The sequence below is a fragment of the Poritiphilus flavus genome, assembly GCF_009901585.1.
Lineage (GTDB): Bacteria > Bacteroidota > Bacteroidia > Flavobacteriales > Flavobacteriaceae > Poritiphilus > Poritiphilus flavus.
Genome location: NZ_WXYO01000006.1, coordinates 350,049 through 376,877, shown reverse-complemented (window position 1 = coordinate 376,877; position 26,829 = coordinate 350,049). Strand labels below are relative to the sequence as shown.

Below are 26,829 nucleotides of genomic sequence, written 5' to 3'. Positions count from 1 at the left end.
CTTTAATTTTTTTCTGAAATCATTGCGGTTTCAGCTTTTACAGGAGCTTTGGGGCGTTTACCAAGCTTTCTGTATTCCCTTTCGGCCCTTGCTATCTTATCCGCAATCTCATCGGCACTGGAACTGTTCTCCTTAACCCTGGGAATCAATTCATAGGCAGCCTCATGCCGTTCTGACCAGAAGTATACATCGAACAATGCCGCGTAAGAATCTATATAATTAGGGTTCATCTGGATACAGGATTGCAGTATCTCAATGGAAGTGTCGTAATTCCCGGACCAGGCATTTACTCTTCCGGTAAGTATTTTAGTATCGATATGGCTTGGGACATCGGATAGTATGTAGCGACAGAGTAACAGGGCTTTTTCGTACTCCCTGTCAAAGGCCAGGTCACGGGCCGTCAGGTAGGCCTTATCTGAATCCTGACCGTTATAGACACTGTTAATCCATACGATCTCACTCTCTGTAAAACGTTCTTTTTGTACCTCAAAAATGGTGAGGCTATCCGGAATGATCTTGTTGTTCTGCGTCACATAGGCATTCATCGCTTTAAAACTATTCAGTTTGCCCTCGATTTTAGAACTGCTGGTTCCAAAGGCACTGCTGATATCCATATTCTCATCGATTTCGAAGACATCACCATCTGAATATAAGTAAGGACCGGAGACGTACTCCTTCAATTCGTTCTTGTTTCGCATCAACGGGATATCTTTAGCTCCCTGAAATTCCTGCTGCATGGCCAGGGTACCTCCCATCCAGGCAACCCTTTTGGGCATTTTAAGCTCATAGGATTTGTTGAGCATGGCCAATATGCTGGGGGTCACATCAAAGTGAGATGAAATAGCGCTGATCTTCCGCGGATTTTTTATCAGTGGACTATAAACAATTAATGGAACATGAAAACGACTCAGGTTATTTCGTTGTGGAATAGGTATCAATCTGTGGTCTCCCGTGATAATGAAAATGGTATTCTCATAATTCGGTTGTTTCTTGTAGGCATTTAGGGCCCACTTTAGAGCATCGTCCGTATATAAAAGGGTAGCGAACACATTGTCGTTCTTTTCCATGACCTTAAGGATCTTACCTTTGTGCCTGCCCCGGGATAATATCTGTTCCACCTCTTTCTCGTAGTATTCCTGGTTGGGCGGAATAAAAGGTTCGTGATTACTGATGGTCATATAGACTTCCATCCTGGGTTGTTGTTCGGCCCGTTTAAAACTCATACTCTTTTTGAAGAGTTCCATATCCGGATAACCCCAGGAAGAGCCCGCTGCATCTTCGGCCTGTAAGGTGTATTTATTTCCGAAACCTGATCGATCCAGAACAAAGTCCAGTTTTTCACTTAGGAGGAATTTATCCACGTTGTCGAAAGAACTGTTCGTCCCCTGATAAAATGAGGTGTGATAACCGTTGCTTTTCAGGATGCTGAAAAGCGTAAGTTTATTTGGGAATTCCTCCAGCTCCATAAAACCACTTTTACCAAAAGGCAGTGACCCTATCAGGGAAGGCAGCACACCAAAAGTTCTTCCTGTGTTGCTCAAACAATTCTCCCAGTACAGGGACTTGGTGGAAAGTGAATCGAGAAATGGGGTAAATCCTCCGTATTCCGCTCCCTCACCAACAAAATCGCGCCCAAGACCTTCCACGATCATGAAAACGATATTTGGTTTCTCGGCTTTTAGCTCAAAATGCGGGCCCAGTACATCTTCCATTTCCGGGCGTTTTATAAGCGGATATTCCTCATCTGACTGATAGGTATTATCTTCTGTGGAACTCTGATAGAGGTTGATAGCCAGATACTGGGTCTTATTTTGGTTGATGGGTTTTCCCTCCGTAAACAAAGTTGCTACGAACAAACTAAATAGTATGATGGTAAAGGGGTAGAGTTTGCTAATTCGATGATAGAACTTAGAGGTAACTTTAAAGAATCCGTAAAACGATCCGATAATCACCGCCAGTCCGAGTATCAAATAGAGTATCATCCATGCTGAGGCCGAGTTTGAGACGGTCTCTTTCATGTCGTCATAGCTATAGCCCAGTAGATCCGAACCAAGCGGTACCAAGGTAGTACAGTAATATCCAATAAGCATGGCCTCTATGATCAACAGAAGGGTTAGCAGGAAGAATGCCAGCCTAAACCCATATCTTGGCCTGAAATTCTCCCAGAAATTGAAAGGAAATGTAAAAATGACCCCAACCAAAGAGGTAAAGCCAAGCTGATGGATCACCGCTATCAAAAAACTCTTACTGAAAATACTGTCTACAACTCCCTTTACGTATAATACGCTGTACTGGAATATGGACAATACCACAAGGCAGCCCAGAAACGCGATCATCAGGCGGGTATATTCCTTTAAGCTGTATCTCTCCAGTTTACTCGTATTCATACTGTTATGCTTTACTAAATCCTTTTCTGCCGATAGCGCCCCATCCGGAATTGATCCTGAATAGCTTTTTATAATTACCCCTTATAGCCGAAAATGAAATGATCGGATGGAAAACAAAGGGTTCTATAAGGGCAAAGAGCATCAGCGTAAGAATGTCTTTTGTTTTCTTGTATTGATTATATGAATAGACCTCCCACAGTATCGCGTAGAAGGAAAACATGATGGAAAAAGTATAAACCGCGAAGGTAAGCGCGATGAAAAAGTCCCAGTTCAGAATTCCCAGGTAATAGAAGAACAACACCGAGATCAGACCTACAAATTCAAGGATTGGCGCCAGCCATTCGTAAAAGAACCAGTAGGGATAGCTGATCAGCCCCAATCTGCCGAATCTGGAATTGAAAAACATATCCTTATGTTTAAACAAGGTCTCCAGGTTACCTCTGGCCCAACGGTCGCGTTGGTTAACCAATATCTTGATACTTTCCGGTACTTCCGTCCAGCAAAGCGGATCCGGAATGTACTCCACGGTATAAGCCTCTCTCCTTTCGTGCATATAACGTCTCATCCTAAAAACGATCTCCATGTCCTCCCCTACCGTATTGGTATCGTAACCGCCGGCTTCAAGGGCAATTTCCCGATCAAAAAAGCCAAATGCTCCGGAAATGATCAGCAGGCTGTCTATCCTTCCCCAGGCCATTCTTCCCAGAAGGAAGGATCTCGTATATTCCAATAATTGAAATCTTGCAAGCCAGTTTTTGGGAAGTCTGATTTCCTCCAAAGCCCCTCCTGATATTTTGCAGGAGTTGGCTATCCGGATTACCCCTCCAACAGCAATTACCCGCTTTTTTGAGCGTTGAAAAAAGGATTTTACCACATGCAGCAAGGCATCCGGAACCAAAAGGCAATCCACATCAATGCAGCCGATATATTTATTTTCGGACAAGCGCATACCGGTATTCAAGGCATCGGATTTACCCCCATTTTCCTTGTCGATCACCGTAAGCTTGGAAAAAACCCTTTTGGATGATTTATATACTCCTCTAATGGGTTTACAGGGCCAATTCGGGTCTATTTCCTTTTCGATCTTTACCAGATCATAGGCCTCAATCATCTTTTTAAGGGTATCGTCCTTACTGCCATCATTTACCACCATTACCTCGTAGTTGACGTACTTTAGTGATAAGAGGGATCGAATGTTCTCCACAATGGTAAGCTCCTCGTTATAGGCCGGTGCGATTATGGTAATACTGGGCGCGAGAGGTGAGGCCATGATCTTGGAAAGATCCACAAAACTGTTCTTTTTACGGTAGTGCAAAGAGCTACGCGTAGACAGGTAGGTCATGGCCGTAAATACCGTGAACAGGGCCGATGTAAACAGGAGGAATACTACATTAATGTATTCCAGTATAATATTGAATACCCCACTATCCATTCAACTTGTCTATGATTTTAAGGAAACTCTCAAAAATGCTGGTGTTCGAGTTGTCCGATTGGTCTTCTTCCTCTTTATGCGCTTGCAATTCAATAACTTCAGCCTGCTCGGCCAATTCAAAATCAGGCTCCAGGATTCCTACGGTGGATTGTACAGCCTCGGAAACGATCTGAACCTCATCACCTAGTAAAGTTTTTTCCTGAACCTCTTCCTCAGCGGCATTTCCAAATGTCGCATCACTTTCTTTTTTGGCAAGCATCTTCTGCAGGATCTCAGCGGTTTTCCTGGCTTTTTTACGCAACTGCGCGTCTTCATGCTCATTTTCGGCCAGCATCTGGACAAACAGCAGTTCCTTTTCCTCGCCAACAGCCGGAATTTCATCCAGTAAGATCAGTTTGGACTCCAGATCGCATGTCCTAAAGAATTCCTGGAAGATGCTAAAAGTGGAAAGCTCCTGCCTGCCGTGTTCCAGGATAACAGATCCATTCTCATCTTCCTCTTGTTGCGGAGCTGTAATATCTCCAATCTTCAGTTTCTCTTTTTCGAACCGTGGGTTTAACTCCCAATCCACATCCATAATGGATTCATCTGGCTGCTCTGTTAAGTCCGTGATCTCCTCAAATACCACTTCCATTTCCTTATATGCAGCGTTCTCTTCGCTATACATATTATCTAAATCCATGGCTTCTTCTACTACAAAGGGTAAAAAGTTAAAATCGAGTTCAAAATCAACTTCAGAGGCTCCCTCCCTGACGGCAAAAGGTTGCTCGTCCGATAAAACCTCATCCATTACGTCCCCACTCCCTATGATCTCTGCAACCACTTCCATATTTTTAAGGATAGATGCTTCCGCGTCCGCCTCCTGTTCTGCTGAGCCTTTTTCGTCAGTCTCAGTGACAATAGGAAGAAAGTCCAGGGGCAAGACTTCTCTGGCCGCCTCCTTTTCGGGATCGGCCTCATCCAGAATGTCCTGAAGGTCTTCCATAAAACAGATCTCAAAGATGATCTCATCTTCCATCTCCTGGTCCAGGAGATGTTCTTCGTCAGGAATCGGCTGCTGATGCTGCTCTTTCGTATCTTTTGGGTTGGAAGGTTTAGGTGTCATGGTTTCCTGGGTGTTTGGTTGTTCTGAGTTTTCCTGGCTTGCTTCTAATATTTCTTCATCCGGGCTATCAGGGTTGTCAAGGGAATCAGAAATGGTTTGTACGGGATCTGGTTCGATATCCGTCGGATTGATAGACGGGCTTTCTTGTTCTAATTTTGTTTCAAAAACTTGCTCTTCAGCTACCTCCTCCCGGAGTATTGAATCCTCTGTTGTGCTAAGCTGTTGGTCAGGGGCTTCTGCAATTTCGTCCGGCTGTTCCAAAGTTTCCAGTATTCCCTCTGACGGTATGATACTTTCCGGAGAAATCGCGTTTATCGCACTTAAAGCTTTACTTTTAACAATAAAGTTATTTTCCTTTTTTTCAATACTTTGAAGAAATTCAATATCTTTCTTACTACCCATCATCCCAATGGCGTCCAGCAGTTGCAACTTTACATCTGTTCCACACCTCCAGAAGACCGCTTTAAGCGTTTCCACAGCATCTGAAAAATGGAATTCTTTTATGCAGCCGATTGCCTCAGATTTGATTTGGTTGTTTTTGTGCTTTACCAACTGAATCAGGGAGGCCTGGGCATCATTTTGCTTGTAATATTTGATCAGGCGTAAAGCGAAGAGTACCACATCCCGGTTTTTGGAAGTCAGCCAGGCTTTGAATCTTGGCGGCTCAAAGTCTTCCTTGTGCCGAAGTACATCCAACAGTTTTAACTGCTGCCATTCAGAGATCCTGTACTTATTGGAATCCAGAAAGTAGTTAATGCCTTCGTCCTTGAGGGTTACAGTGGCTATTTGAGCTTGTTTTCGCACCACGCCGCGGCGATGGTTAATGAATTTCCTTATCATGGTAAATGCCTCCCCCACCTGCATTTGAGTAAGCTCCAGTATGCCTTCGGAAATAACTTCCCAGCGCCAACTCTTTAGCTTCTTAAAGGCGTCCTGATGTAAGCCCAGATCCTTGTACAAATTATAAATTCGCTCCTGGGCATCTCCCGAGAGGTCCTTTTGCAGGTCCATCAGGATCTCTGTCAGGGCTTTGCGATTGAATTTCTCTTTCAAAAGTTCGCGAACCTGTACTTTAAGATTTAAGTATTCTTCCTTTTCTTCCCTGGACGAGTCGTCTTCGAAAAACAAAAAGTTGCTAATAAGCGGAGCCAGTTCTTTTTTCCGTTTAGCCATAGATACTGACTTTCTGGAGAGTTTATTCCGGAAAAAGAAAATGGAAAGAAAGTATAGTAATCCCAGTCCGATAAACAATAGCCCTAAATCCCACAAAAGATCCGTTTGGATCTTAGGCGCGTTTATTAGCGGTAATACTTGATATTTTGGTAGCTCCAGGGACATTAATTATACCTTGCTTAGTTCTCTGCCCACCCTTACCAATAGTTCCGAAGGACTCACCGGTTTGGCAATGAAATCGTTTGCCCCAAGCTCAAAAGCGCTCAGCACATTCTCTTCATTACCAGCCGTAGAGATGATGATGATCGGCACTTGAGAAGCCAATTCCTTACGTACGTAGGAAATTAGTTCTATACCGGAGAAATAGGGCATCATAATATCGCTAACTATGATGTCCGGAATCTCAGAGCTTAGAAACTCTTTGACGGCCCTGCCGTCATTTGCCAGTTTTACACTGTATCCTGCTTTTTCCAGTCTGAAATGCAGCAAGGACGCCAGTAGCTCATCATCTTCGGCAAGCAAAAGTCGGGGTTTGCTTATGTCCATAATTATTTTTTACTTCTTCAATTTGCGCATCGCATTGTCTAATGCTTCCTCTACCCTTGGATATTCTTCGACGAAACAGCTATGAAGAAATTCAAGATGTTTTATATCTCCGTTCTCTTTTGAATCCTTGTGGATCTGCTCAACTATAGATAACAGCTCAGGCGTACCTATCATTTTTAGGCCAGATTTGATCTTATGCGCGGCAAAAGACACGGACTCAAGATCTTCTTCTCCTAACTTTATTTTAACCTCTCCTATGAACTCCAATGCGTTCTGCTTGTAGAGAGAAACGAGCTCTTCCAACAAACTGGTTTCGCCCATACATTCTTCGAGGACAGATTCCAGGTCAATGTCATACTTGAGTTTCCTTGTTCCTTCACTTGTTCCGATTTCCGTTGAGGTGACTTCGATGTAATTTGACATATCCTTTCTGTTTTGCTTCAGTTTAGACAATAGTTCAGCCGGGCTATAGGGTTTGAGCAGGTAATCGTCAATTCCGGTCTCCTTGCAATCACTCTGATCTTCCACGGTAAAATCCGCGGTAAGGGCAATGATTGGGATCTTATTGATTGTCGGCTTGGGGTTTGATCGAATCTTCGCGGTGACCTCGTATCCGCTCATTACGGGCATTCTAAGATCCATAAGAACCATTTCGATAGGATTGTTCTCAAGAATAGCCAATCCCTGCAACGCGTTTTCTGTGATATAGTATTTGCATCCCCAGGCCTTTAAGCGGGAACCGATCAGCCTCTGATTAAGTGGATTATCTTCAAAAACCAGGATGTGCATCCCCTTTAGCCATTCCGGCAATTCTCCCTTGTTCGGACTAACCTCTTTTCTACTGAGTTGACCGGACTTGAAAGGCAGCGTGAACGAAAAAGTAGTACCTACGCCTACTTCACTTTCCACTTCTATGCTTCCCTTTTGCTGTTCGATTACCTGTTTGACGATGCTGAGACCTAATCCCGAACCGCCGTATTTGCTGAAGGTATCTTCTTTGGCCTGACGGAAGGAATCGAAGATATGCCTAAGGTCTTCCTTGGCGATTCCTATTCCGGTATCTTTGATTATAAATCGTATCCAAAAGGTGTCCTCGACGGTTTTTTCGAGCTCCAATCTGAGGAAAATTGAACCCTGCTCAACGAATTTGATGGCATTGCCCAATAGGTTAAGTAACACCTGGGTAAGTTTGGAAGGATCGCCCTTTAGAATATCAGGTATATTCGGATCCGTGTTTAGGCTTAAATCCACCTCTTTTTCAAGGATCAGGGTCTTACAGAGATAGGTCACCTCATTCACAACCGACTTAAGGTTAAAATTCACCGACTCAGATCGATGTAATTCTGCTGATAACTTAGAATATTCCAACAGCTCATTGATAATACCCATAAGTGTTTGAGAGGCTGATCTGATGGCGTCTACATGGTTTAGCTGATCAGCACTGAGTTCACCTTCGCGCAGGAGCTCCGTAAACCCAATGATCCCATTGAGTGGTGTGCGCATTTCGTGGCTGACGGTAGCGATAAGTTTACCGGAGTTATCAGCCCCGTTTTCTTCCCGGATCTGACCGCCTGGCTGTATCTCATCTGATGGGCTACCCCAAATGCGATTCTCCAGCTGGTCTTTGAAGAAAGTAAAGGATTTCTTTAGGCGTGTAGCTTCAGCTGCAGAGAGTTCCTCAAAAGAAAAATTATTCAGGGCCTGCTCCAGATCCGACAATTGCGTAAGTAGGTTCTTCGATTTCAAAGAAAATTTGATTTGGGTTGGTTTTAATCTCCTCAGAACCAAAGAATACTGACTTGAAACTTATCCGCATTCTTAAACTTCTGATCTTAATTGGATTAAAACTCCTCATTTCGAATCGCTTATACAATTAAATGTTACCTAGCACTGGTTTTATGTTGTCAAACCGCTTTATTTGTAGGTTTAAAATCTGACAATAGCGGCATATAGTTTTTGCCTTTTTAATCCCGCCGCAGCTCGCCTAAGCCGAAGCGGAAAAATAAACAGTCGGGAAAGCCTCAAACAAAAGGCCTTTTTAATCCACCAAAGAACAGCGACCATTGACCCTCCGGACGACATTGAACTACTGCATTCAAAAGCTCATTACCGGTCCTGACCTTCCCTAAATGGAAGAAGTTAGATTAACCATAGTTGGTATAAGGAAGAACATGATGAAAAAGGCAATGAATCAAGGTATAATTTAGTTTAGGTAATATATTTTAAAGTACTGTAAATAAACAATTTATATATCTAGATTTAGTTTGTTAAATCATCGAAGGGCCGCGCTAAAATGACGTCCATCCAACGGTCTAACAGTCCTACCATCCAACCATCTAAACATCTAACCATCCAACAGTCTAACAGTCCAACCATCCAACCGTCTAACCGTCTATCCGTCTAACCATCTAACTGTCCAACCATCCAAACATCCAATTGCTACATTGTTCTATTTCCCCATTTCCACATTTCAAATAAAATCATAGTCTTCCCTGCTTTTAAAATGCAGTGTTGATGGTTAACTTAGATTTGGGGTGGGGTCTGGACCCCTATTTCAGTAATCAGGAATCAGTAATCAGTAATCAGTCTACAGCCCTCCTTCGCTAAAGCTTCGCAGGACAAAGGTTGATAGTTTATAGTTGACAGTTGATAGACCAAATATTGCAGATGTACCATATGTATAGTAGGTTATACGAAAAAGTATTCTACCAAAAATTAAGAAACCATCCAGTTGTCTTAACGTCTAATAATCTAACCGTCCGACAGTCTAACAATCTAACCAGTCTACCCGTCTAACAATCCAACCAGTCTACCCGTCTAACAATCCAACCAGTCTACCCGTCTAACAATCCAACCAGTCTACCCGTCTAACAATCCAACCAGTCTACCCGTCTAACAATCCAACCATCCAACCGTCTAACAGTCTATCCGTCTAACCATCCAACTGTCCAAACATCCAATTGTCCAAACATCCAATTGCTCCATTGCAACACTATTCCATTGATACATTACTACATTGCTCCATTCCCCCTCGTTCCTTTAAGAATCCCCACCTCGTAATTAACAGATTTTAAGAACGCACTGATAAAAATTGTTAAGCTAACAATAAACTTTTCTTAATTCATTTTTGGGTTGGGTGGTAAAAAAATACATTTAATCAACCTAATCCGACAGCTCATGCAAACCATCGTTAAACACTTCATCGCCCTTCTTTTACTTTTGTTAACCCAGTTCGTGTCCGATTCAGATTCCGAGACCTATGTAGCCGAAAAAGCTGATCTCAAAATTGAGCAGTCTAAACAGTCCCTATGCTATCATGATCAGGTTTTAAAGGAATCAAATGATAAAATTTAGGGCACCATGGAGACTGTAGCTTCCTTCGATTACTACTCTGATCCTTATTTTACAGTATACAAGATTCCACAGTGGCGCGCTGATGTGTACAAATTCTTTTCGGTCCACATCTGGGGGAACCTCCCCGGCAATATCCAAAGAAAGCTCTCCGCGTTTTATGCTTCGAACTATGACAAACCCTTTTCCAAATGGATCATAGAACCCTATATCCGATTTCATTACAGGGATAAAAACTACCTGGACAAGTTCGCACCGCCGGAAGGAAAGGATCGGTTTGAAAGTTTCCAGGATTTTTTCATCCGCAGGTTCAGGGAATTGCCAAAGAATCAAAATCCGTGGGTCTGGCCCTGTGAGGGCTTGCTCTGTGATGTAGGAGAAGTACGAGATATCGAATCAGTGATGGTTAAGTTTGACCGGCGGAATGTGGAGACAATTTTTGGGGTATCCCCGAAGGCCATTCCGGGCAAATACCACTTTACAAACGTCTTTCTGCACAATAAGAATTATCACAGGATCCACGCGCCAGTAAAGGGAAAAATAAGCCGGATACAGCATGTTCCCGGCGACCTGGTAGTATTACGTCCCTGGATCTATATGCACAATCCATCTTTGCCCGCATTCAGGAATGAGCGATATAACATAGATATCACAGATGAAAAGGGACGAACCTGGTACCTCTCTATTGTTGGGGGTCCTGCAGTGGGCACCATCAAGTTACCGGAAGCGGTGAAACTTGGGGCAACAATCGAAAAATTGGAAGAACTTGCGACTTTCTATCTAGGTTCTACCTGCTGCATGGCTGCTCCTGAACCTCCAAGAAGACATTCAAAAAACACTTTCGTGGAAGTGGGCGCAACTTACTAAAAAAGGGTTTTAGGTTGCACAAGTGTTTTGGGGATTCGCAACGCTACCCCTAAATCCTTATTCAGTTTTTCTATCAGATGGGCGGATAGTAAGGGGGATGCCAATTCCATATTCTGATGTACAAAAAAATGGATCTGGCTCAAGCCCTGGGCCCTCCATGATTTTAATCTGCTTGCCCAATCCTCCAGGCGATCATAATCCGTAGGATGATTGGCTCCTACATATCGCACAAAAGCTTCGTCATTGGTTAGCCTCATGTGCATCAAATCCCTCCTGCCAGCAGTATCAACAAGTATGTTGGCAATATTATTTTCTTCCAAAAGATTGTAAAGCTCTTGTGAAACAACAGCATCGTTATACCAATCCGTGTGACGGAATTCTATGGCCAGGGGGAACTCCTTTGGCCAATAATCCACAAATCTCACTACCCTGTCCCAGTTTTTAGGACCAAAATTATTATGCAACTGTAGAAATATAGTCCCTAGTTTTTCTTTAAGAAGCGCTGTTACCGAAAGATATTCGTCCATTATTGAATAAACGTGATCGTTCAGTCTTCGCAGATGACTGACATTATTGACGATCTTAGGAAAAAACTTAAAGCCTTCAGGGGTTTTATCATACCACTTTTCATAAGTCTCCACCGGAAAAATGCGATAGAAGGTTGCATTGAGCTCTATGGAATTGAACTGGGTGGCATAGTACTCAAGCTCGTCTTTAGTACCCCTGGGATAAAAGTTCTTAAGATCCTGACGATTCCACTTAGCACAACCGACATACAGGTCTAATGGCTTGTTCTTACTGCTTTTTGACAGTACTACTGAGGTATCCGGATGATCCGGGGGAATTGTAAAATCTATGCGCTCAGGGTGATCAACCTTTCCAAATTTCATTAGTTTAAGTTTCTTACAATTGCCAAAGAATAAAATTATGAAACTTTGGCTTCAGATACTACGGAAACTACAAAAAAGTATAAATCTATACATTTAAAGTAAAAGTATAAATCAGACTTATAATACCTTTAATATCAGTTTATTCACTAGGAGTATAGTTAAGTATTGTCAGATATTTTGGCCATGGACCAACCTCATCGGTGAATTGTTTGGCCATTACCCTGGAGATTTGAGCGATATGGCCGAGGTCGTGCACTGCCCAGGCAGAGAGAAGCTGTCTCAGGCTTACCGCGCCAAATTCCGGATGTATGCCTGTCCTTTCCAGTTCCTTATCGCTAAGGTCTTTTGACTTAAGATTTAGGAGATTGTTCTTTCTCAATCGCCTGAATTCCTCCAGCAATTGCGAAAGTGATTTACCCTGGCTTGCCTGGAATTGCGCGAAACGATCAAAAGGCTCAAAGCGTTTATCCTCATTATCGCCTAAGATGATCTCCGTTCTGACCATCCAGTCCGTTTTTTCTCCATGTATGAGATGACCCAATACGTCATAAGGGCTCCAACTATCTCCCCCTTCGTTGCTTAGGACCAGTGCATCATCAAGATCGGACAGGAGATCTGCAATGACCTGCGGGGTGTTTTCTAATATAGACTGCACTTGTGCGATTTTGAGTGTCATACCTTAAATATTACTGTTGATAAATGTGGAAAGTGACATCATAAAAGTACTCAAAAATTCGGCGAACCGGAATCGGTGATCAGGTCCGCTGCTGTAGCTGAGATCCAATACCAACGGGGTATGAGATTCGGGTTTATACTGAGATAAAATTCCGCATTTATAATCGTAATGTCTTGATTGACAAATACTTTCGAAAGTAAAAACAGGCCCAAAAACATCCAAAAAGCATCCATCCACACATAAAACCTTACGAGACACACATTAATTTCCTACTGGTCCGAAAGAAACTTTTACATTTAAGATAGGTGTAGCGTCGATCAGCGGTGAAATAATAAGTTTTCCGCTTTGTACTAGTGCCGAGATAAACTTTCTCCCCAATGCAGGAAAGTGCTCAAATACCAGCAGTATACATTTCCTACGCCTGGAATGAAGAAAGTGAGTCCCTCGCCAAGGCCATCGAAAAAGAATTCCAGGAAGAAGGAATCCAGACCATACGCGACAAAAAACACCTCTCCTACAAGGGCCGAATACGCGACTTCATGAATGAGATCGGTCGAGGTAAGTACATTATCCTGATCATTAGCAACAAATACCTGAGATCTGAGCATTGCATGTTTGAATTACTGCAGATCTTTAAAAGCGGTAGTTTTTATGAACGCATTTTTCCCGTAGTGATGGACGAGGTAAAAATAAGCAAGGCATCGGATCGGCTTACTCTGGTTAAGTACTGGGAAGACGAAGCAACCAACCTGGATGAAAAGATCAGAGAGCTAAAAGCACTGTCCAATATTCAGGGAGTTACAGAAGATCTCAATCTCTATGCGGAGATCCGGAATAATATGGCCCGGCTGACCAATATCCTCAGAGATATAAACACTCTGAACACCAGCAAGCATATCAGTTCGGATTTCCATCAACTTAAAGAACAGTTAAAAGCAAGGATCCGGGAGGATTTCCAGAGCAAAAAACCCGTTTTGTTCCGGCGCAGAGCATTGACAAGAAGCGTATTGACGCTATTGATTCTAGCGGTAGTCGCATTTGGATTTGTACTCATGAACCGGGAGCTTAACGGGAAGGAAAATGAAATTCCATTGGTACAAAAAGATTCTTTGGAGGTGGCCATGGACTCGACCGAAGTGATAGGCGAAACAATGAATCCCCCGCCTAAAAAGGAAGCAAGCCCCGAAAAAAAATCGAATGTCAGCTATAGCGTTTTATTGACCGTACCCTCCAACATGACTCAGGCAGCCGTTTTCGTTGACGGAAAGCCAGCTGAGGTACTAAAACGCGACCTGATCTTTATTGAGGTCAGAGTTTGGAAAAAAGACAACAGCCACCATTTTGAGATCCGCGATGGTGGAGAGCAATGTACTACTGAGCGGATGATAGAAGAAGACAATGTTGAAATAGCATTGTGCATATAGAATCGACAGAAACTTCCCCCTACCACACCAAAGGTATTAAAGTCGAATTCTAAGGTAAGAGCCCAGGCTCTGAGAATACTACCAGGTAAATGCTATAGAATTTTTAGCAAAGATGTAGACCATGCAAAAAAGACCAAACAACTGCTTTAGAGACCTCCTGACCGTATTCCTGGTTTTGCTTTTAACCACGGATGTACTTAGTCAGAAGAAAGATTCCCTTTACGTCTGGGATTTTACAGTTAGCCACCCGGAGCTAAAGCGGATCGGAGAGATGCTAACCAACGACTTTGAAACTGAGCTTATTGGGCTGGGTTGGTACACTGTGCTCGAGCGGCGGAAATACAACCGGGTTCAGGCCCACCTGGATATGGAGAATCGTATTTCTGACTTCAATAACCTTTCTACCGCTTCAAAGGACAGTCTGAGAAAAATTCGGGCCGGGGTTGTCATCTTTGGGGAGGTTAAGGATGATTTTGAAAGCGGACAGTACGAGGTGACTGTGGCTTTTCAGCGACTGGACGGGGAAAAATTCCGTCAGGACTTCACCCTGATCGGTCGCGGACTGATCAATGACAATCAAACCAGAAAAAACAAGATGCGGGAATTAGTCCAAAAGCTGCATTCCAAAGAATTCAAAGAAGCCAAACGAAGTCAGTTTGAGCGAGTTTCCGAAAAGTTGTCCACCTATATGGTTCGTGTAAAGAATGTGCAGAAGGGATTTCAGGATATAGCCCGATTTGCAATGAATAACGACAACTATTTTGAAGAACTGGGGCAAACCATCATAGACTACAACCTCATTTTTGATGACCTGCACAATAACGGCTCCCGATACCATATGGATTTTACAAAAAACTGGGATCGGGAAAGAGGGCGCAAACTAAAGTCCATATTGGATGGGATCATGAATGACATTCACAAGACTTGTGTTCTCAAACTGGATAAAGTAAGGATGGACATCTGGGAGTATCGGACCAAAAGCATGAGTAAAAATGAAAAAAAAGCGAAAAAGGAAGAGATCATCCGGGGAGTGAGAACTACCACGGACGATCTCAAGAGACAAATTGATATCATGGATATAGAAATAAGCACTTTTTTATCTCATCTCACTACAGAGATGGAAGGCTGATCTTGGCATGATGACAGCAGGAAAATTACAGCATGTTTAACTAAAACTCCATAGAAATGAAAACGCTTTATTTGATCAGATCCGGGATCAGGCTTTTTATAGCCATCCTGATTATAGGATGTGGCGCAGAGACTGTGGCCGCAATACTTTTCATTCCAGCTTTCAGCGCTACATGGAATGTGGAAAACAACGATGTCTATCGTATAGATCTACAACCTGATGAGGCCAATAAAGGGGTTCACGCAGGGGTTTTTGAAGGGGAAGAGCAGCACGACACCATTCCAGCTCTTGACGGAAATCCTCTTTCCGGAAGTTTTAGCGGGTTGAATATAGAGTTCACCATTCAAAGGCCAAATAATGAGACGATACAATATGTCGGGCAGATGCAGACTATCAGTGATTCAGACCATCAGGTTATCAGGATTGAGCTTCAGTCGTTGGAAGGGAATTTGGTATTGGTACAGTGAACTCCAAGCGGAATTTAAAGATCTGAACTGGTCTTCTTGTGAAATACTAGCTGATAAATTCTGTTGGCAGCCCAATTTCCAAGGGGGAAATAAAGCCCAAAAAAAAGAGCCATGCCCAGTGAAAAGTTACGAATTCCAAAAAGCTGGTCCAGGATATTATTTGTGTAGGCGCAGGAAGTCTGAAACCAATACCCACAGAACTCCAAGAAGCCCATAGCAACAAGGCCGTAGGCATATTGCATATGAAATGGCAGGCCTCTTAACAGAAGTGAAATGGGTACCATGTAGAGAATATAACAGGTTATAACCTGCCACCAAAAGGTAAATCTGGCTATTTCTACTTCGGCGCCGAACCAGTTCATACCCAGGCCCCAAAGGAAGTACAATACGCAATAAACCATCACCAGCCTATTGTCTACATTGAGTTTCAATTTTGCAAATTCCAGGAAGGTCTTCATTTTTTCTTTTTTAGGGCTTCTCCCTGAATACCAGCCCTGATAAGCAGTACCAACCCGCTTATTACCAGGGCCAAGGAAGCAGTACCTGCCAGCACCCATAATTGCCAACTGGAACCGCTGTGTTTCAAAAAGCCGGCTTCAACTGTGCAACACAGACCCGCACCAAAGGCCAGGGCTCCAAAGGTACCAGTGAGCCACCACCTTCTTCGCAACTTCCTAGTTTGGTCCCTCATTAATCCTGATTTCGCAGTTTGGAATCAATGATTTCCAGAGCATCTTTGACGGTTTGCATAGCGTCCATATCCTCATTTTCCAGTCGGATATCAAAGGTGTCTTCCACATCCAGTATAATGTCTACGAGGTGGGCGGAGTTGATATTGAGTTCATTGATGAAGTGACTTTCCGGACTGATCTCATCAGGGTTCACATCTTCCGGCAAATAGGGAGTCATCAGAGCCTTTAGCTGCTCGTATCTCTGGGCATGAGCCATAATATTAATTTTCTTTACAGGCACTAAAAATAATACAGGCGTTCACATCTCCAAAACCAAAACTGGCTTTTGCGATAATTTTTAGCTCTATATCCATAGTTTCCCGGGGTATACGGGACGCTTCTATTTGCTCGAGGATTAGTGGGTGGATCTGCTGGCAATTCCTGTTACCAAATATTCTACCTTCCTTAAATTGCAAAATTGAAGCCACGCTTTCTATGCTGCCGGCTGCGGCCAGGCAATGACCCAAGGTGCCTTTAAAGGAATTGATATAGGGAAAATCTACGGCTGACCGGCCCAAGGCCTGGCACCAGTTCTTTATTTCTACAGGATCTTTGGCAGTAGCTGTCAGATGACCATTGATCGCGTCTATTTCAGCGGCCTCTATGCCGGACTCTTCAACCGCCTGCAGAATACACCGCTGAACGGCGAGACTATTAGGCGCTGTCATGCTGCCACCAGCCCTGTGCCCTCCGCTATTTATGGAACCTCCGAGTATCTCAGCGTAGATCCTTGCTCCTCTTTGCTGAGCGCTTTCCAGGGATTCTACGACCAAAGCCGCCGCGCCACTTCCAGGTACAAATCCTGAGGCATTCGCGCTCATCGGACGACTTCCCTCTTCCGGATTGTCATTGTAATTCCGCGGCAGTATGCGCATCGCGTCAAAACCACCCCAGACATAGGGTCCGCTATCGCTACAACTGCCCGCTAGCATTCGCTCTGCCTTACCGGACCGGATACGGTCATAGGCCATAAGAATACCTTCAGTACCCGTAATGCATGCAGAGGAGTTGGTTGTTACCTGATTTCCACAGCCCAGCATCCCGCCGAGATATGCGCTTATGCCACTGGCCATGGTCTGAATGACCGCGGTACTACCTAAACGACGGGTGTCTCCACGGTCTACCAGGTAGACCGCTTCCCTGAATTTATCCACTCCTGATATGCCCGTACCGTAAATGATCCCGCTGTCCCAGTCCGGTTCTTCCTGGCTCGATGGACTAAGCCCGGCGTCCAGCCAGGCATCCTTTCCGGCGATTACCCCGTAAACCAGCCCGGAGGCCTGGAGTCCTTTCTGCTGAATTGGTGTAAAGTAATTGTTTAAGTCAATATTTGTAATATCAGGCTTTCCAGCAATTTGACACCCAAAGCCTTTATCCTTAAGCTCGGACTGAAATGCGATGCCGCTTTTTCCAAGGGAAAGGCTTTTCGCAAAATCATCCAGGGTAACCCCATTCGGTGCGCATACCCCCATTCCGGTGACCACAACTCTCCTACTCATCCTTTTCAACTTTGATCATTCCTGAAAGTTCTCCCTTACTTACCAACTCATTTTTAGCATTGTACATGCGGACCTCACATTTCAGCTTTCCGAATCTAAAGTATTGTTTCTTTGATCTCACCACTACCTTTTCTCCTGGGAATACGGGTTTATAAAATTCCATATGCGAGCTTGACATGGCCACACCCCTACCCTCAATACTTCCCGGGTTTTCTTTTTGCTGGAGAAATATACCAAGGCACACCAATCCGATCTGGGCACAGCATTCAGTAAGTATTACGCCTGGTGTTACAGGCTGGTTCCTGAAGTGCCCCCGATAAAAGTCCAGATCCTCACTAAAGGTGTAAGTTCCTTCTGCTCCTTCCGTATCCAAATGCAGCAATTCATCTACAAAATGAAAAGGCGGATCATAGGGAAGAATAGAAATAATTTGCTCAAAATCCATACTCATAAAAGGCTTTCTCCACCATCTGCCTTGATCACGGTACCTGTAATCCATGCCGCCTCAGGCAGACATAACAGGTAGGCAACATTAGCAATATCTTCCGGTGTAGTCAGGCGTTTATTGGGGTTACGCCTGAGCGCACTCTTCCGTATCATTTCACTTCCCGGGATCTGGTTGAAGGACCAGGTATCTGTTACACCTGCCTGAATGCAGTTGGCTTTAACCCCAAGCGGCGCAAACTCCAGTGCTATGTTTCTGGTAATTGCCTCAAGTGCGGCCTTGGCGGCAGAGACCGCGGCGTAATTAGGAATAGCTTTTTGGTTTCCTTCACTGGTAAACGAAATGATCCGCATATCTTTTGATGCCAATCCGGCATCAAAAACTTCCTTTGTCCAGTCGTACAGGCTTACTGCCATAGCATCCAGCGTAATCATAAAGTCCTGCTGGTTCAGGCCCTGATCTCCGGGATCTATCATAGGTTTTAAACTTCCTTTGGCAATACTGTGAACAAGAACACCGATGGACCCGCCTTCGGCAATTGTGATCGCCTTAAGTTCGGATACGATCTCCTGTCGGACAGCTGTTTTAAGCGCATCTACATTCCTGCTTTCAAGCCTTACGCCAGGAGAACGTATGCTTTCGAAAGCAAGTTCTACCTCCTCCATATCCGCCCTTCTGTCGCGATGCACGATAAATATTGAAAACCCGGCTTTAGCTAGTTTCCTGGCTGTTGCAAGACCCAGGCCCCGGCTTCCTCCCAGGATTATCGCCCAATTTCCATTAGCTGCTGCCATAGCTTATAGCTTATCATTTATTAGTGCACTTCGGCTGTTACCATTCAATTAAGACCCTTTGAGCCGAAAAACCCGGACCGAAACTCAGCATCAGGCCCTGCTCGCCTTTTTCTGTTATCTTAGACAAGAACCGTTCGAGAACGTACAGAACGGTTACGCTGCTCATATTTCCATATAGCTTTAGCACCTCCCGCGTATCTTCTATACTCTTTCCCATTTTACCAAAAAGGTCTTCCACGGTCTGAACGATTTTCCGACCCCCCGGATGAAAGATCAAATGATCCACATTTTTAATATTAGTCCCGAATTTTTCCAGAAAGGGATGTACTATATCCTCAAAATGACTGGCGATGGTCTGCGGAACTTCGGGGTCCAGTATCATCTTAAGCCCGGTATTGGTCAGGTCAAAACCCATAAGGTGTGTGGCATCCTTAAAGTGGTACATCTCCTCTCCCAACAGTTTTGGACCGTTTGCATCCGCTTCGGAACTCAAAAGTACGCAGGCCGCCCCATCTCCAAAGATGGCTGCACTGACCATATTGGCCATGGAATAATCCTGCAACTGAAACGTGGCCGTAGGACTTTCAACCGCAATTATTGCAGCCCGCTTTCCCGGGGAGGCCCTCAAAAAATTACTGGCATAAATGATACCTGAGATCCCGGCTGCACAGCCCATTTCTGTTACTGGTAAACGAACAATATCATTTCGCAAACCCAGGCTGTTTACCAGATAAGCATCCAGCGAAGGGATCATAATACCGGTACAACTTACAGTAATGATATAATCCAGTGACCGGGGGTCCCAGCCAGCATGATCCAGGGCTTTTTGCAATGCCTGATTCCCCAGCTTTTTCATCTCACGAACATAGATATCATTCTTCTCCTGGAAAGAAGTTTCTGTAAAGACTTCCTCAATATCCATGATTCCATACCTCCGGTCTACCCCTGCTCCTTCGAAGATCTTCAACACTTTACGCCTAAAGCGTTCATCCTGATCATCCAGCCAGGATTCAACAAAGGGAAGAATGTCTTTTGTACTTCTGCTATATTCGGGCAGTGACTTGGAAACCGCCTCAATACGAACTTCATTCATTCAACAAACGCTGTTTTGAAAAACTCAATATCCATAACCACCGGAATGCCCATTTCCATTGAATTTTATGATCCATTTCCGGAAAGTTAGCCGAAAGCCTTTCCAGTTCCTTTCTTCTGAATCCTCTTCGAATGGACACCAGGCCGTCGTGCCTGGCAATCCGGGTGCGTATAAAAATACTGCTAAACCCTTTAAATAAAGCATAAGCCAGACGGTTTCTGTGAAGATCGTTGATCACCACACCTTTACGCGCCAAATCAGTCAGGCGTTTTAGCAATAACTCCAGCTGATCATCCTCAAAATGATGCATGGTAAGTGTAGTAATTACAAAATCAAAGGTTTTTGGTGGACATGGGTGTTTAAGGATATCCGCCGCCACCAAATTTATTTCAGGAAAATCCTTTGAACTTCGCTTTCCCTGGGTAACGGCTGTCTCACTAAGATCCCACCCTGTCAATTGCACTTCTATTTTTTGATTCCTGCAGAAGGTGGCGATCAGGCGCATCATGGTGCCATCTCCGCAACCAGCATCCAGTATGCTATAGGATCTCTCCGGATAGGCCTTAAACAATCTTTGCAACGCCTTGATGGTAATTCGATTCCCGCCCAGAGCCCGATTCGCAAAGTCAATATCCTTTAGCACCAGCTTTAATTCACCGGCAGGGACCTTAGGGTCGTCCATTAATTCTTTCTGTAATGTCCGCTGTACAAAACTCATTCGATCTCCATTGGGTGTCCGTGTGTACTTTTGATCAGCGCCCGAACCAGTGCCGGTGATTTTCCAACCACATCGATAAGTCTTTCGGACGTTTTAGACCTTAAAAGCAGTGATTGCAATCGCCTTCCGGCGGCCAGGCGGGCCGAAAAGGCTTTCTTCCAGTTCTTCTCATACCTATGCTCAAGTTGATCATGTGTACAACTCTCGTCTTTCAAAAACCGACTGATCTCCTTTACAGCTATGGCGGCACTGTGTATGGCCATGGCCATTCCATTACCGCATAAGGGATGAATCAGCCCGGCAGAATCTCCGCACATCAGCACATGATCTGTTACCGCACCTCTCTTTTGAAATGAAATTTGAGCTATGCTCAGCGGACGATCAAAAAGTGGTTTGGCATCCTTAAAAAAGGACCTCAGGCAGCTGTTCTCCTCAAGCACATGATATTTAAACTTATCGTGATCTTTATATAATTTAAAGATTTCGTATTTAGCAAGGTAACACATATTAATTGACCCGGATTCGGTTTTGGAAAGGCCCGCATAACCTCCCCGGAAATGATGTAATTCCACAAGCTCTTCAGGGAACCCGGGATGATCATAATGTGATTTAACTCCTATCCAGGGCGATCGTTGCTCGATAAAACTTCTTTCGAGTTTTTTATCCAGGTGCGACCTTTTTCCATAAGAACCAATTACCACAGCGGCATGTATTTTCCGGCCTTGGCTCGTTACTGTGAATTGATCGCGCTTAAAGACAATGTCTTGCACGGATTCAAAATAAAACTTCACCCCTAGTTCAAGTGCCCGTCGATAAAAAGTATGATCCAGGGCATAACGGCTGATCCCGAAACCGCCAAGGGGTAGTCTGGCAGTCAATATACCACCTTTACGGCTACTCATCCTGAATTGGTCTATTCGGACGGCCCCGGGAAGTCCTATACCCAGGAATTCAAGATAAGGTTCCACTTCACGAGAAAGATACTCCCCACAGACTTTGTGACGCGGGTACGGCTGTTTCTCGAATACCTGCACATTAAATCCTTCCAGGCTAAGATGTATGGCCGCGGAAAGGCCGGCAAGTCCTCCTCCTACAATTATAACATCAGGTCCGTTCACTATGGGAAGATACGGTTTTCGGCATAAAAAATCCCGACCTAAAAGGCCGGGATCCAGAAAACTTTATAGAAAGTGTCTTCTAATTCTTTGTATTCTGTCTCGCCTCTTCTTTTAAAGCTTCACTTGCTATGATACCCAATTCCACCCTGCGATTTTGAGATTTGCCTTCAGCAGTGCTGTTGTCCGCTTTTGGTTGATTCTCCCCATACCATTTCGTGGTAAACCTGTTAGCGCTTATACCCTGGCTTATCAGGTAATTGGTTACAGATTCGGCGCGTTGCCTGGAGAGGTTCATATTGTAATCCTCAGGACCGGCACTATCCGTATGCCCTTCAACCAGGATTACCGTTTTGGGATATTCTTTGAAGATCCCTGCCATTTTTTGCAAAGTTTCGGCAGACGTTCCTTTTACATTGGACTTGTTGGTATCAAAGTACACTCCGGCATCCTCATTGAAGGTCACGTTAATACCTTCGCCTACTCTGGTCACCTCGGCTCCAGGAACTTCTTCCTGTATCTTCTCAGCCTGTCGATCCATACGATCGCCAATATATCCACCGGCAACTCCTCCGACAACTCCTCCGATGATGGCACCGAGTACAGTATTTCCTTTTCCGACATTATTACCGATCACCCCACCAATTACGGCTCCTCCGGCAGCGCCGATAACCGCGCCTTTTTGTTTCTTGTTGGCATTTTGAACTGTGCTACAACCTCCTATGAGGCCGAACACTAAAAGCATAGCAATAGATTTAGCAGCTATCCGATTCATATCTTAGATTTTAGAGAATTGATAAACAATGGTTACTGGTTCGCCATCCACAGTGACATTGGACTTCAATGTCATCTGCTGGGCAGTGAGCTGGGCAATATTCAGGCTGTATCCGATCCCTCCGGAAACGTCTTTGAGTTTCTCATCAATAAATTTGAATTTCAACTGACCGGAGTAATTCTCGGCCCTTTCCACCACAGACCAACGAATAAAGCGGTCTCCACCGGAACAAAGACTGCCTCCTTTGATCGTATAACGACCCGTGCTGTTGTTATCACGGAAAAACCAGTTACTTCCTTCAAAACAAATCGCGTCGGCATCGTTAAAAAGCACAGCCTTAAAGGTGCCTTCGTTATTCTCAAAGGTAATGTCGTCCAGGGTCCAGGATCCACTGATCAGGTTACGCTGGTCGCGCACCGATTTGGTGATGGAACATGAAACGAGCAAAAGGGCGGTTAACCCAAGTAATAAAAATGAATTCTTCATAATTCGAAATTTGTTAATATTACATATACGTATCCGCGTAAGGTTTAGTTCTAATTTTTCCGTGTCAAATAGTGAAATTGAAGCATCGTCTTACTAACCACCTCTCTTTCAGGATATAGGAATTAACTCACATACAAAATTAATATTGCATAAGCTCTTTTATCGCATCCATAAGCCTCGCTTTTGGAAGGTAGAATTCTTCCAGTTTCTGAGCGAATGGAATGGGCGTTTCCAGGCTGGCAACCCGTTTAACCGGTGCATCCAGAAATTCAAAACAGTTTTCCACTACCAAGGAGGCAATATCACTTGCTATACCCCCGAAAAGGCTGTCCTCCTGAAGTAGCAGTAGTTTTCCGGTTTTCTTTACGGATCTATATACCGCCTCAATATCCAGAGGATTTAAGGTTCTTAGGTCCAGCAGATCTGCATCTATTCCCTCATCCTGTTTTAATACATCCAGTGCCCAGTGCACCCCTGCCCCGTAGCTAACAATGCTTATGGTATTTCCTTCATTCAAAAGTGCGGCCTTCCCAAAGGGTAAAGTGTAATAATCCGAGGGAACTTCCTGATATATACTGCGGTACAAAGCCTTGTGTTCAAAAAACATAACGGGATTGGGATCATTTATGGCAGTTGCCAATAGACCCTTCGCATCGTAGGGAAAAGCCGGATAAACCACTTTTAGTCCCGGAGTTTTAGTAAACCAGGCCTCGTTGGTCTGGGAATGAAATGGCCCGGCGCCAACTCCAGCCCCGCAAGGCATTCGGATAACCACATCTGCATTCTGACCCCAGCGGTAATGCGATTTGGCCAGGTAGTTTACAATAGGGTTAAATCCGCTACTCACAAAATCCGCGAATTGCATTTCTACCACGGCCTTCATACCATTGATAGAAAGACCCATTCCCGCTGAAACTATTGCGGATTCACATATGGGTGTATTCCGGACCCTGGACTTTCCAAAGGCCTCGGTAAAACCTTCAGTCACCTTGAACACCCCGCCGTATTCCGCGATATCCTGCCCCATGATCACCAATTCATTATGCCTTTCCATAGACTGCCTCAAACCTTCCGATACCGCATCCACCAGTCGAATCTTCTTTACAATACTTCCGTGATTAACTGCTTCATATTCAAACTTTTGAAATACGTCACCTAATTCTTTATTTGAATCACTATCAACTGCCGGTTCATCAAATGCGATTTGCAAATTGCGATCGATCTCAGCCTGTATCTCCTCTTTGAATTTACTGATCTGTTTTGGAGTCAGAGTGCCCTTCTCCAGTAGAAAGGATTCAAAATTTGAGATGGGGTCTTTTGCGGCCCAGGCAGAGAGCAGTTCCTGCGGAACGTATTTGGTGCCGCTGGCTTCTTCATGTCCCCGCATTCTAAACGTCTGAAATTCGAGTAAGACCGGCCTGGGGTTTTTACGCATGCTTTCGCATAACTCATCGACCTTTGAAAAAACTTCCAGCACATTATTCCCATCCAGCGTATGCGCTTCTATGCCATATCCTATTCCCTTATCTGATAATTTTTCGCATCGGTATTGTTCGGATGTCGGGGTAGACAGTCCGTAGCCGTTATTCTCAATACAAAACAGCACTGGAAGGTCCCATACCGCCGCTACATTCAAAGCCTCGTGAAAATCACCTTCGCTGGTAGCTCCTTCCCCGGTAAAAACCGCGGTTACACGCTTTTTGTCACGCAGTAGATCCGCAAGAGCAATACCATCAGCAACACCGAGCTGAGGTCCCAGGTGGGATATCATTCCAACGATCTTATAGTCCTGGATTCCAAAATGAAAGCTGCGGTCCCTGCCCTTGGTAAAACCACTTGCCTTACCCTGCCATTGGGCAAAAAGTCTATTCAGCGGAACCTGCCTTGTCGTAAAAACCCCCAGGTTCCTGTGCATGGGCAAAATGTATTCACTGGCTTTTAGCGCGGTAGTCACACCAACGGATATCGCCTCCTGCCCTATACCGCTAAACCATTTGGATATCTTACCCTGACGGAGAAGGATAAGCATTTTCTCCTCAATCATTCGGGGCATTAACATAGCCTTGTACAGCTTTAGTTGCTGATCATTGTCTATGCCTTTGGTCTCAAATTGCATGAACTGTAATTAGCTTTAGATTGCAGGGGTAAAATAACGAAATTGATCTCAACAAAACTACCAAAAGTCGCAGCCATTTTGACTGCAGATTTTACTAACTTTGAGGATCACAAGAAAAATACCATGAGTGCAATTCCAAGTGTGGACTTAAGAGAGTTCACTTCCGGAGATCCGGAAAAAAAACAGAAATTCATCAAAGAAATCGGGAAAGCTTTTGAAGATATTGGGTTCGTTGCTCTTAAGGGGCATTTTCTTTCCCAGGAATTGGTCGACAACCTTTACAGTGAGATCAAAAAGTTCTTTACACTCCCTCAGGAAGTGAAAGACAATTATGAGATCGCCGGGATTGGAGGACAGCGCGGTTATACTTCTTTTGGCAAAGAACACGCCAAAGGCCGTAAAGAAGGAGACCTCAAAGAGTTTTGGCATTTTGGACAATACGTTGAAAACAATCCTGAACTGGAAGCTGAGTATCCTGATAATGTGACGGTTAAAGAGCTCCCTGAATTCAACGATACAGGCAAGGAGACTTATAAAATGCTGGAAAAGACCGCCAGGTATGTGCTCCGGGCACTCGCCCTTCACCTGGACCTGGAAGAAACCTATTTTGACGACTACATCAAAAATGGAAATTCTATTTTGCGGCCTATTCACTACCCTCCTATAACGGAAGAGCCAAAGAACGCTGTTCGGGCGGCGGCTCACGGAGACATTAACCTGATCACACTGCTTATGGGCGCTCACGGCAAAGGCCTTCAGGTACAAAATCACGAAGGTGATTGGGTAGACGCCATTGCACAGCCGGATGAGTTGATGATCAATGTTGGCGATATGCTGTCCAGGCTTTCCAACAACAAATTGAAGTCCACCATCCACCAGGTGGTTAACCCTCCAAGAGAATTATGGGGTAGTTCCAGGTACAGCATTCCATTTTTCATGCATCCGATAAGTGAAATGCCTTTGAACTGCTTGGAAAACTGTATTGACGAAGAACATCCAAAGCTTTATGAAGATATCACGGCCGGAGAATTTTTACATGAACGATTGATTGAATTAGGGCTCATAAAAGGTTAATTATGAAAAAGTTAATATTAATTGCCATAGTAGTGGTAATCGGGCTATCCGGTGTAAAAGCCCAGGACCCATCGGATAAATACCTGGAAAAGGTCAGTACAATGGACAACACCTTGCAAACGCTTTATGCAGTCATTTCCGGGGAAAAGGGAGAGGAAAGGAATTGGGAATTATTCAAATATCTTTTTCATCCCGAAGCGCGATTGATCCCTACCGGCAAGAATTCGGAGGGACTTGCAAAAGCCCGCTTCCTGACACCTGATGGATATATTGAGGCTTCCGGCAAATGGCTGGTTGAAAATGGGTTTTTCGAAAAGGAAATACATCGCACCGTCCAAAGTTTCGGTGATATTACCCAGGTTTTCAGTACTTATGAATCCTTTAGAAGTGAAAGCGATGAAACACCGTTTATGCGTGGCATCAACAGTATACAACTACTAAATGACGGGAACCGATGGTGGGTGATCAACATATACTGGTGCCAGGAAAGCCCTTCTAACCCTATCCCGGGAGAATTCCTTCCCCAATAATTAAAA

General features: G+C 44.3%; 26 protein-coding genes. 7 read left to right on the top strand and 19 right to left on the bottom strand.

All coding sequences use genetic code 11. The annotated features are described in order from the left end of the window. Nucleotides 1-2 precede the first annotated feature (2 nt). The 5 genes from GTQ38_RS14360 to GTQ38_RS14340 all read right to left on the bottom strand — a co-directional run bounded on the left by GTQ38_RS14360 (nt 3) and on the right by GTQ38_RS14340 (nt 8,389). Nucleotides 3-2,387, bottom strand: a complete 2,385-nt coding sequence (locus tag GTQ38_RS14360) for a sulfatase-like hydrolase/transferase (RefSeq protein WP_161436238.1) — start codon at nt 2,385-2,387, stop codon at nt 3-5. 4 nt (nt 2,388-2,391) lie between these two features. Beyond that, the gene (locus GTQ38_RS14355; RefSeq protein ID WP_161436237.1) at nt 2,392-3,819 is read right to left on the bottom strand and encodes a glycosyltransferase family 2 protein; all 1,428 of its coding nucleotides are present in this window, start codon (nt 3,817-3,819) and stop codon (nt 2,392-2,394) included. Continuing rightward, entirely contained in the window at nt 3,812-6,097 is a 2,286-nt protein-coding gene (locus GTQ38_RS14350) for a HEAT repeat domain-containing protein (protein ID WP_161436236.1), read from the bottom strand. Before GTQ38_RS14350 ends, GTQ38_RS14355 begins: the two co-directional genes overlap by 8 nt. A gap of 168 nt (nt 6,098-6,265) precedes the next feature. Further along, nucleotides 6,266-6,643, bottom strand: a complete 378-nt coding sequence (locus GTQ38_RS14345) for a response regulator transcription factor (RefSeq protein WP_161436235.1) — start codon at nt 6,641-6,643, stop codon at nt 6,266-6,268. A gap of 9 nt (nt 6,644-6,652) precedes the next feature. Then, the gene (locus GTQ38_RS14340) at nt 6,653-8,389 is read right to left on the bottom strand and encodes an ATP-binding protein (RefSeq protein ID WP_161436234.1); all 1,737 of its coding nucleotides are present in this window, start codon (nt 8,387-8,389) and stop codon (nt 6,653-6,655) included. A 1,431-nt stretch (nt 8,390-9,820) separates the two neighbouring features. On the opposite strand from GTQ38_RS14340, the gene GTQ38_RS14335 reads away from it, so the two are divergent. Continuing rightward, nucleotides 9,821-9,997, top strand: a complete 177-nt coding sequence (locus tag GTQ38_RS14335) for a hypothetical protein (protein WP_161436233.1) — start codon at nt 9,821-9,823, stop codon at nt 9,995-9,997. 6 nt (nt 9,998-10,003) lie between these two features. Next, nucleotides 10,004-10,861, top strand: a complete 858-nt coding sequence (locus GTQ38_RS14330; RefSeq protein ID WP_161436232.1) for a phosphatidylserine decarboxylase — start codon at nt 10,004-10,006, stop codon at nt 10,859-10,861. Here the strand turns inward: GTQ38_RS14330 and GTQ38_RS14325 are convergent. Together GTQ38_RS14325 and GTQ38_RS14320 are read right to left on the bottom strand one after the other, a co-directional pair. After that, a complete protein-coding gene (locus tag GTQ38_RS14325; RefSeq protein ID WP_161436231.1) occupies nt 10,858-11,751 on the bottom strand; it encodes a DUF72 domain-containing protein in 894 nt (297 codons plus the stop codon). The two genes, GTQ38_RS14330 and GTQ38_RS14325, sit on opposite strands and share 4 nt — an antisense overlap. Before the next feature lie 139 nt (nt 11,752-11,890). After that, nucleotides 11,891-12,427 carry a DinB family protein gene (locus GTQ38_RS14320; RefSeq protein ID WP_161436230.1) on the bottom strand — a complete coding sequence of 179 codons (537 nt, stop codon included), beginning with the start codon at nt 12,425-12,427 and terminating at the stop codon, nt 11,891-11,893. Between the two features lie 377 nt (nt 12,428-12,804). Here GTQ38_RS14320 and GTQ38_RS14315 point away from each other — a divergent pair, with 377 nt between their 5' ends. The 3 genes from GTQ38_RS14315 to GTQ38_RS14305 all read left to right on the top strand — a co-directional run bounded on the left by GTQ38_RS14315 (nt 12,805) and on the right by GTQ38_RS14305 (nt 15,447). Further along, complete coding sequence (locus tag GTQ38_RS14315) at nt 12,805-13,851, top strand: toll/interleukin-1 receptor domain-containing protein (RefSeq protein ID WP_161436229.1); 1,047 nt, start codon at nt 12,805-12,807, stop codon at nt 13,849-13,851. Nucleotides 13,852-13,972: 121 nt separating this feature from the next. After that, a complete protein-coding gene (locus GTQ38_RS14310; protein WP_161436228.1) occupies nt 13,973-14,980 on the top strand; it encodes a hypothetical protein in 1,008 nt (335 codons plus the stop codon). Between the two features lie 56 nt (nt 14,981-15,036). Then, entirely contained in the window at nt 15,037-15,447 is a 411-nt protein-coding gene (locus GTQ38_RS14305; RefSeq protein ID WP_161436227.1) for a hypothetical protein, read from the top strand. Between the two features lie 14 nt (nt 15,448-15,461). On the opposite strand, the gene GTQ38_RS14300 is transcribed toward GTQ38_RS14305, so the two are convergent. The 12 genes from GTQ38_RS14300 to GTQ38_RS14245 form a co-directional block, all read right to left on the bottom strand. Continuing rightward, nucleotides 15,462-15,905, bottom strand: coding sequence for a hypothetical protein (locus GTQ38_RS14300; protein ID WP_161436226.1), 444 nt, complete (start codon nt 15,903-15,905; stop codon nt 15,462-15,464). Next, nucleotides 15,902-16,138 (bottom strand): hypothetical protein, encoded by a 237-nt coding sequence (locus GTQ38_RS14295; protein ID WP_161436225.1) that lies wholly within the window; start codon nt 16,136-16,138, stop codon nt 15,902-15,904. The genes GTQ38_RS14300 and GTQ38_RS14295 overlap by 4 nt, the downstream gene beginning before the upstream one ends. Beyond that, a complete protein-coding gene (locus GTQ38_RS14290; RefSeq protein WP_161436224.1) occupies nt 16,138-16,395 on the bottom strand; it encodes a phosphopantetheine-binding protein in 258 nt (85 codons plus the stop codon). The genes GTQ38_RS14295 and GTQ38_RS14290 overlap by 1 nt, the downstream gene beginning before the upstream one ends. Before the next feature lie 4 nt (nt 16,396-16,399). Then, complete coding sequence (locus GTQ38_RS14285) at nt 16,400-17,677, bottom strand: beta-ketoacyl-[acyl-carrier-protein] synthase family protein (protein WP_161436223.1); 1,278 nt, start codon at nt 17,675-17,677, stop codon at nt 16,400-16,402. Beyond that, complete coding sequence (locus GTQ38_RS14280) at nt 17,670-18,122, bottom strand: 3-hydroxyacyl-ACP dehydratase FabZ family protein (protein WP_161436222.1); 453 nt, start codon at nt 18,120-18,122, stop codon at nt 17,670-17,672. Before GTQ38_RS14280 ends, GTQ38_RS14285 begins: the two co-directional genes overlap by 8 nt. Before the next feature lie 2 nt (nt 18,123-18,124). Then, a complete protein-coding gene (locus tag GTQ38_RS14275; protein ID WP_161436221.1) occupies nt 18,125-18,916 on the bottom strand; it encodes an SDR family oxidoreductase in 792 nt (263 codons plus the stop codon). A 37-nt stretch (nt 18,917-18,953) separates the two neighbouring features. Then, the gene (locus GTQ38_RS14270; RefSeq protein ID WP_161436220.1) at nt 18,954-20,009 is read right to left on the bottom strand and encodes a type III polyketide synthase; all 1,056 of its coding nucleotides are present in this window, start codon (nt 20,007-20,009) and stop codon (nt 18,954-18,956) included. After that, on the bottom strand, nt 20,002-20,727 hold the full coding sequence (locus GTQ38_RS14265) for a methyltransferase domain-containing protein (protein ID WP_161436219.1): 726 nt from the start codon (nt 20,725-20,727) through the stop codon (nt 20,002-20,004). Before GTQ38_RS14265 ends, GTQ38_RS14270 begins: the two co-directional genes overlap by 8 nt. Further along, nucleotides 20,724-21,845 carry an NAD(P)/FAD-dependent oxidoreductase gene (locus GTQ38_RS14260; RefSeq protein ID WP_161436218.1) on the bottom strand — a complete coding sequence of 374 codons (1,122 nt, stop codon included), beginning with the start codon at nt 21,843-21,845 and terminating at the stop codon, nt 20,724-20,726. Before GTQ38_RS14260 ends, GTQ38_RS14265 begins: the two co-directional genes overlap by 4 nt. Nucleotides 21,846-21,924: 79 nt before the next feature. Then, nucleotides 21,925-22,617: an OmpA family protein gene (locus GTQ38_RS14255; RefSeq protein ID WP_161436217.1), complete on the bottom strand. Its 693-nt coding sequence runs from the start codon at nt 22,615-22,617 to the stop codon at nt 21,925-21,927. Nucleotides 22,618-22,620: 3 nt separating this feature from the next. Beyond that, nucleotides 22,621-23,103, bottom strand: coding sequence for a lipocalin family protein (locus tag GTQ38_RS14250; protein ID WP_161436216.1), 483 nt, complete (start codon nt 23,101-23,103; stop codon nt 22,621-22,623). Nucleotides 23,104-23,242: 139 nt separating this feature from the next. Beyond that, nucleotides 23,243-25,219, bottom strand: coding sequence for an alpha-ketoacid dehydrogenase subunit alpha/beta (locus GTQ38_RS14245; protein ID WP_161436215.1), 1,977 nt, complete (start codon nt 25,217-25,219; stop codon nt 23,243-23,245). 123 nt (nt 25,220-25,342) lie between these two features. Between GTQ38_RS14245 and GTQ38_RS14240 the strand changes: the two genes are divergently transcribed. Then, the gene (locus tag GTQ38_RS14240; RefSeq protein WP_161436388.1) at nt 25,343-26,293 is read left to right on the top strand and encodes an isopenicillin N synthase family dioxygenase; all 951 of its coding nucleotides are present in this window, start codon (nt 25,343-25,345) and stop codon (nt 26,291-26,293) included. A gap of 2 nt (nt 26,294-26,295) precedes the next feature. Next, a complete protein-coding gene (locus GTQ38_RS14235) occupies nt 26,296-26,823 on the top strand; it encodes a hypothetical protein (protein WP_161436214.1) in 528 nt (175 codons plus the stop codon). Nucleotides 26,824-26,829 lie beyond the last annotated feature (6 nt).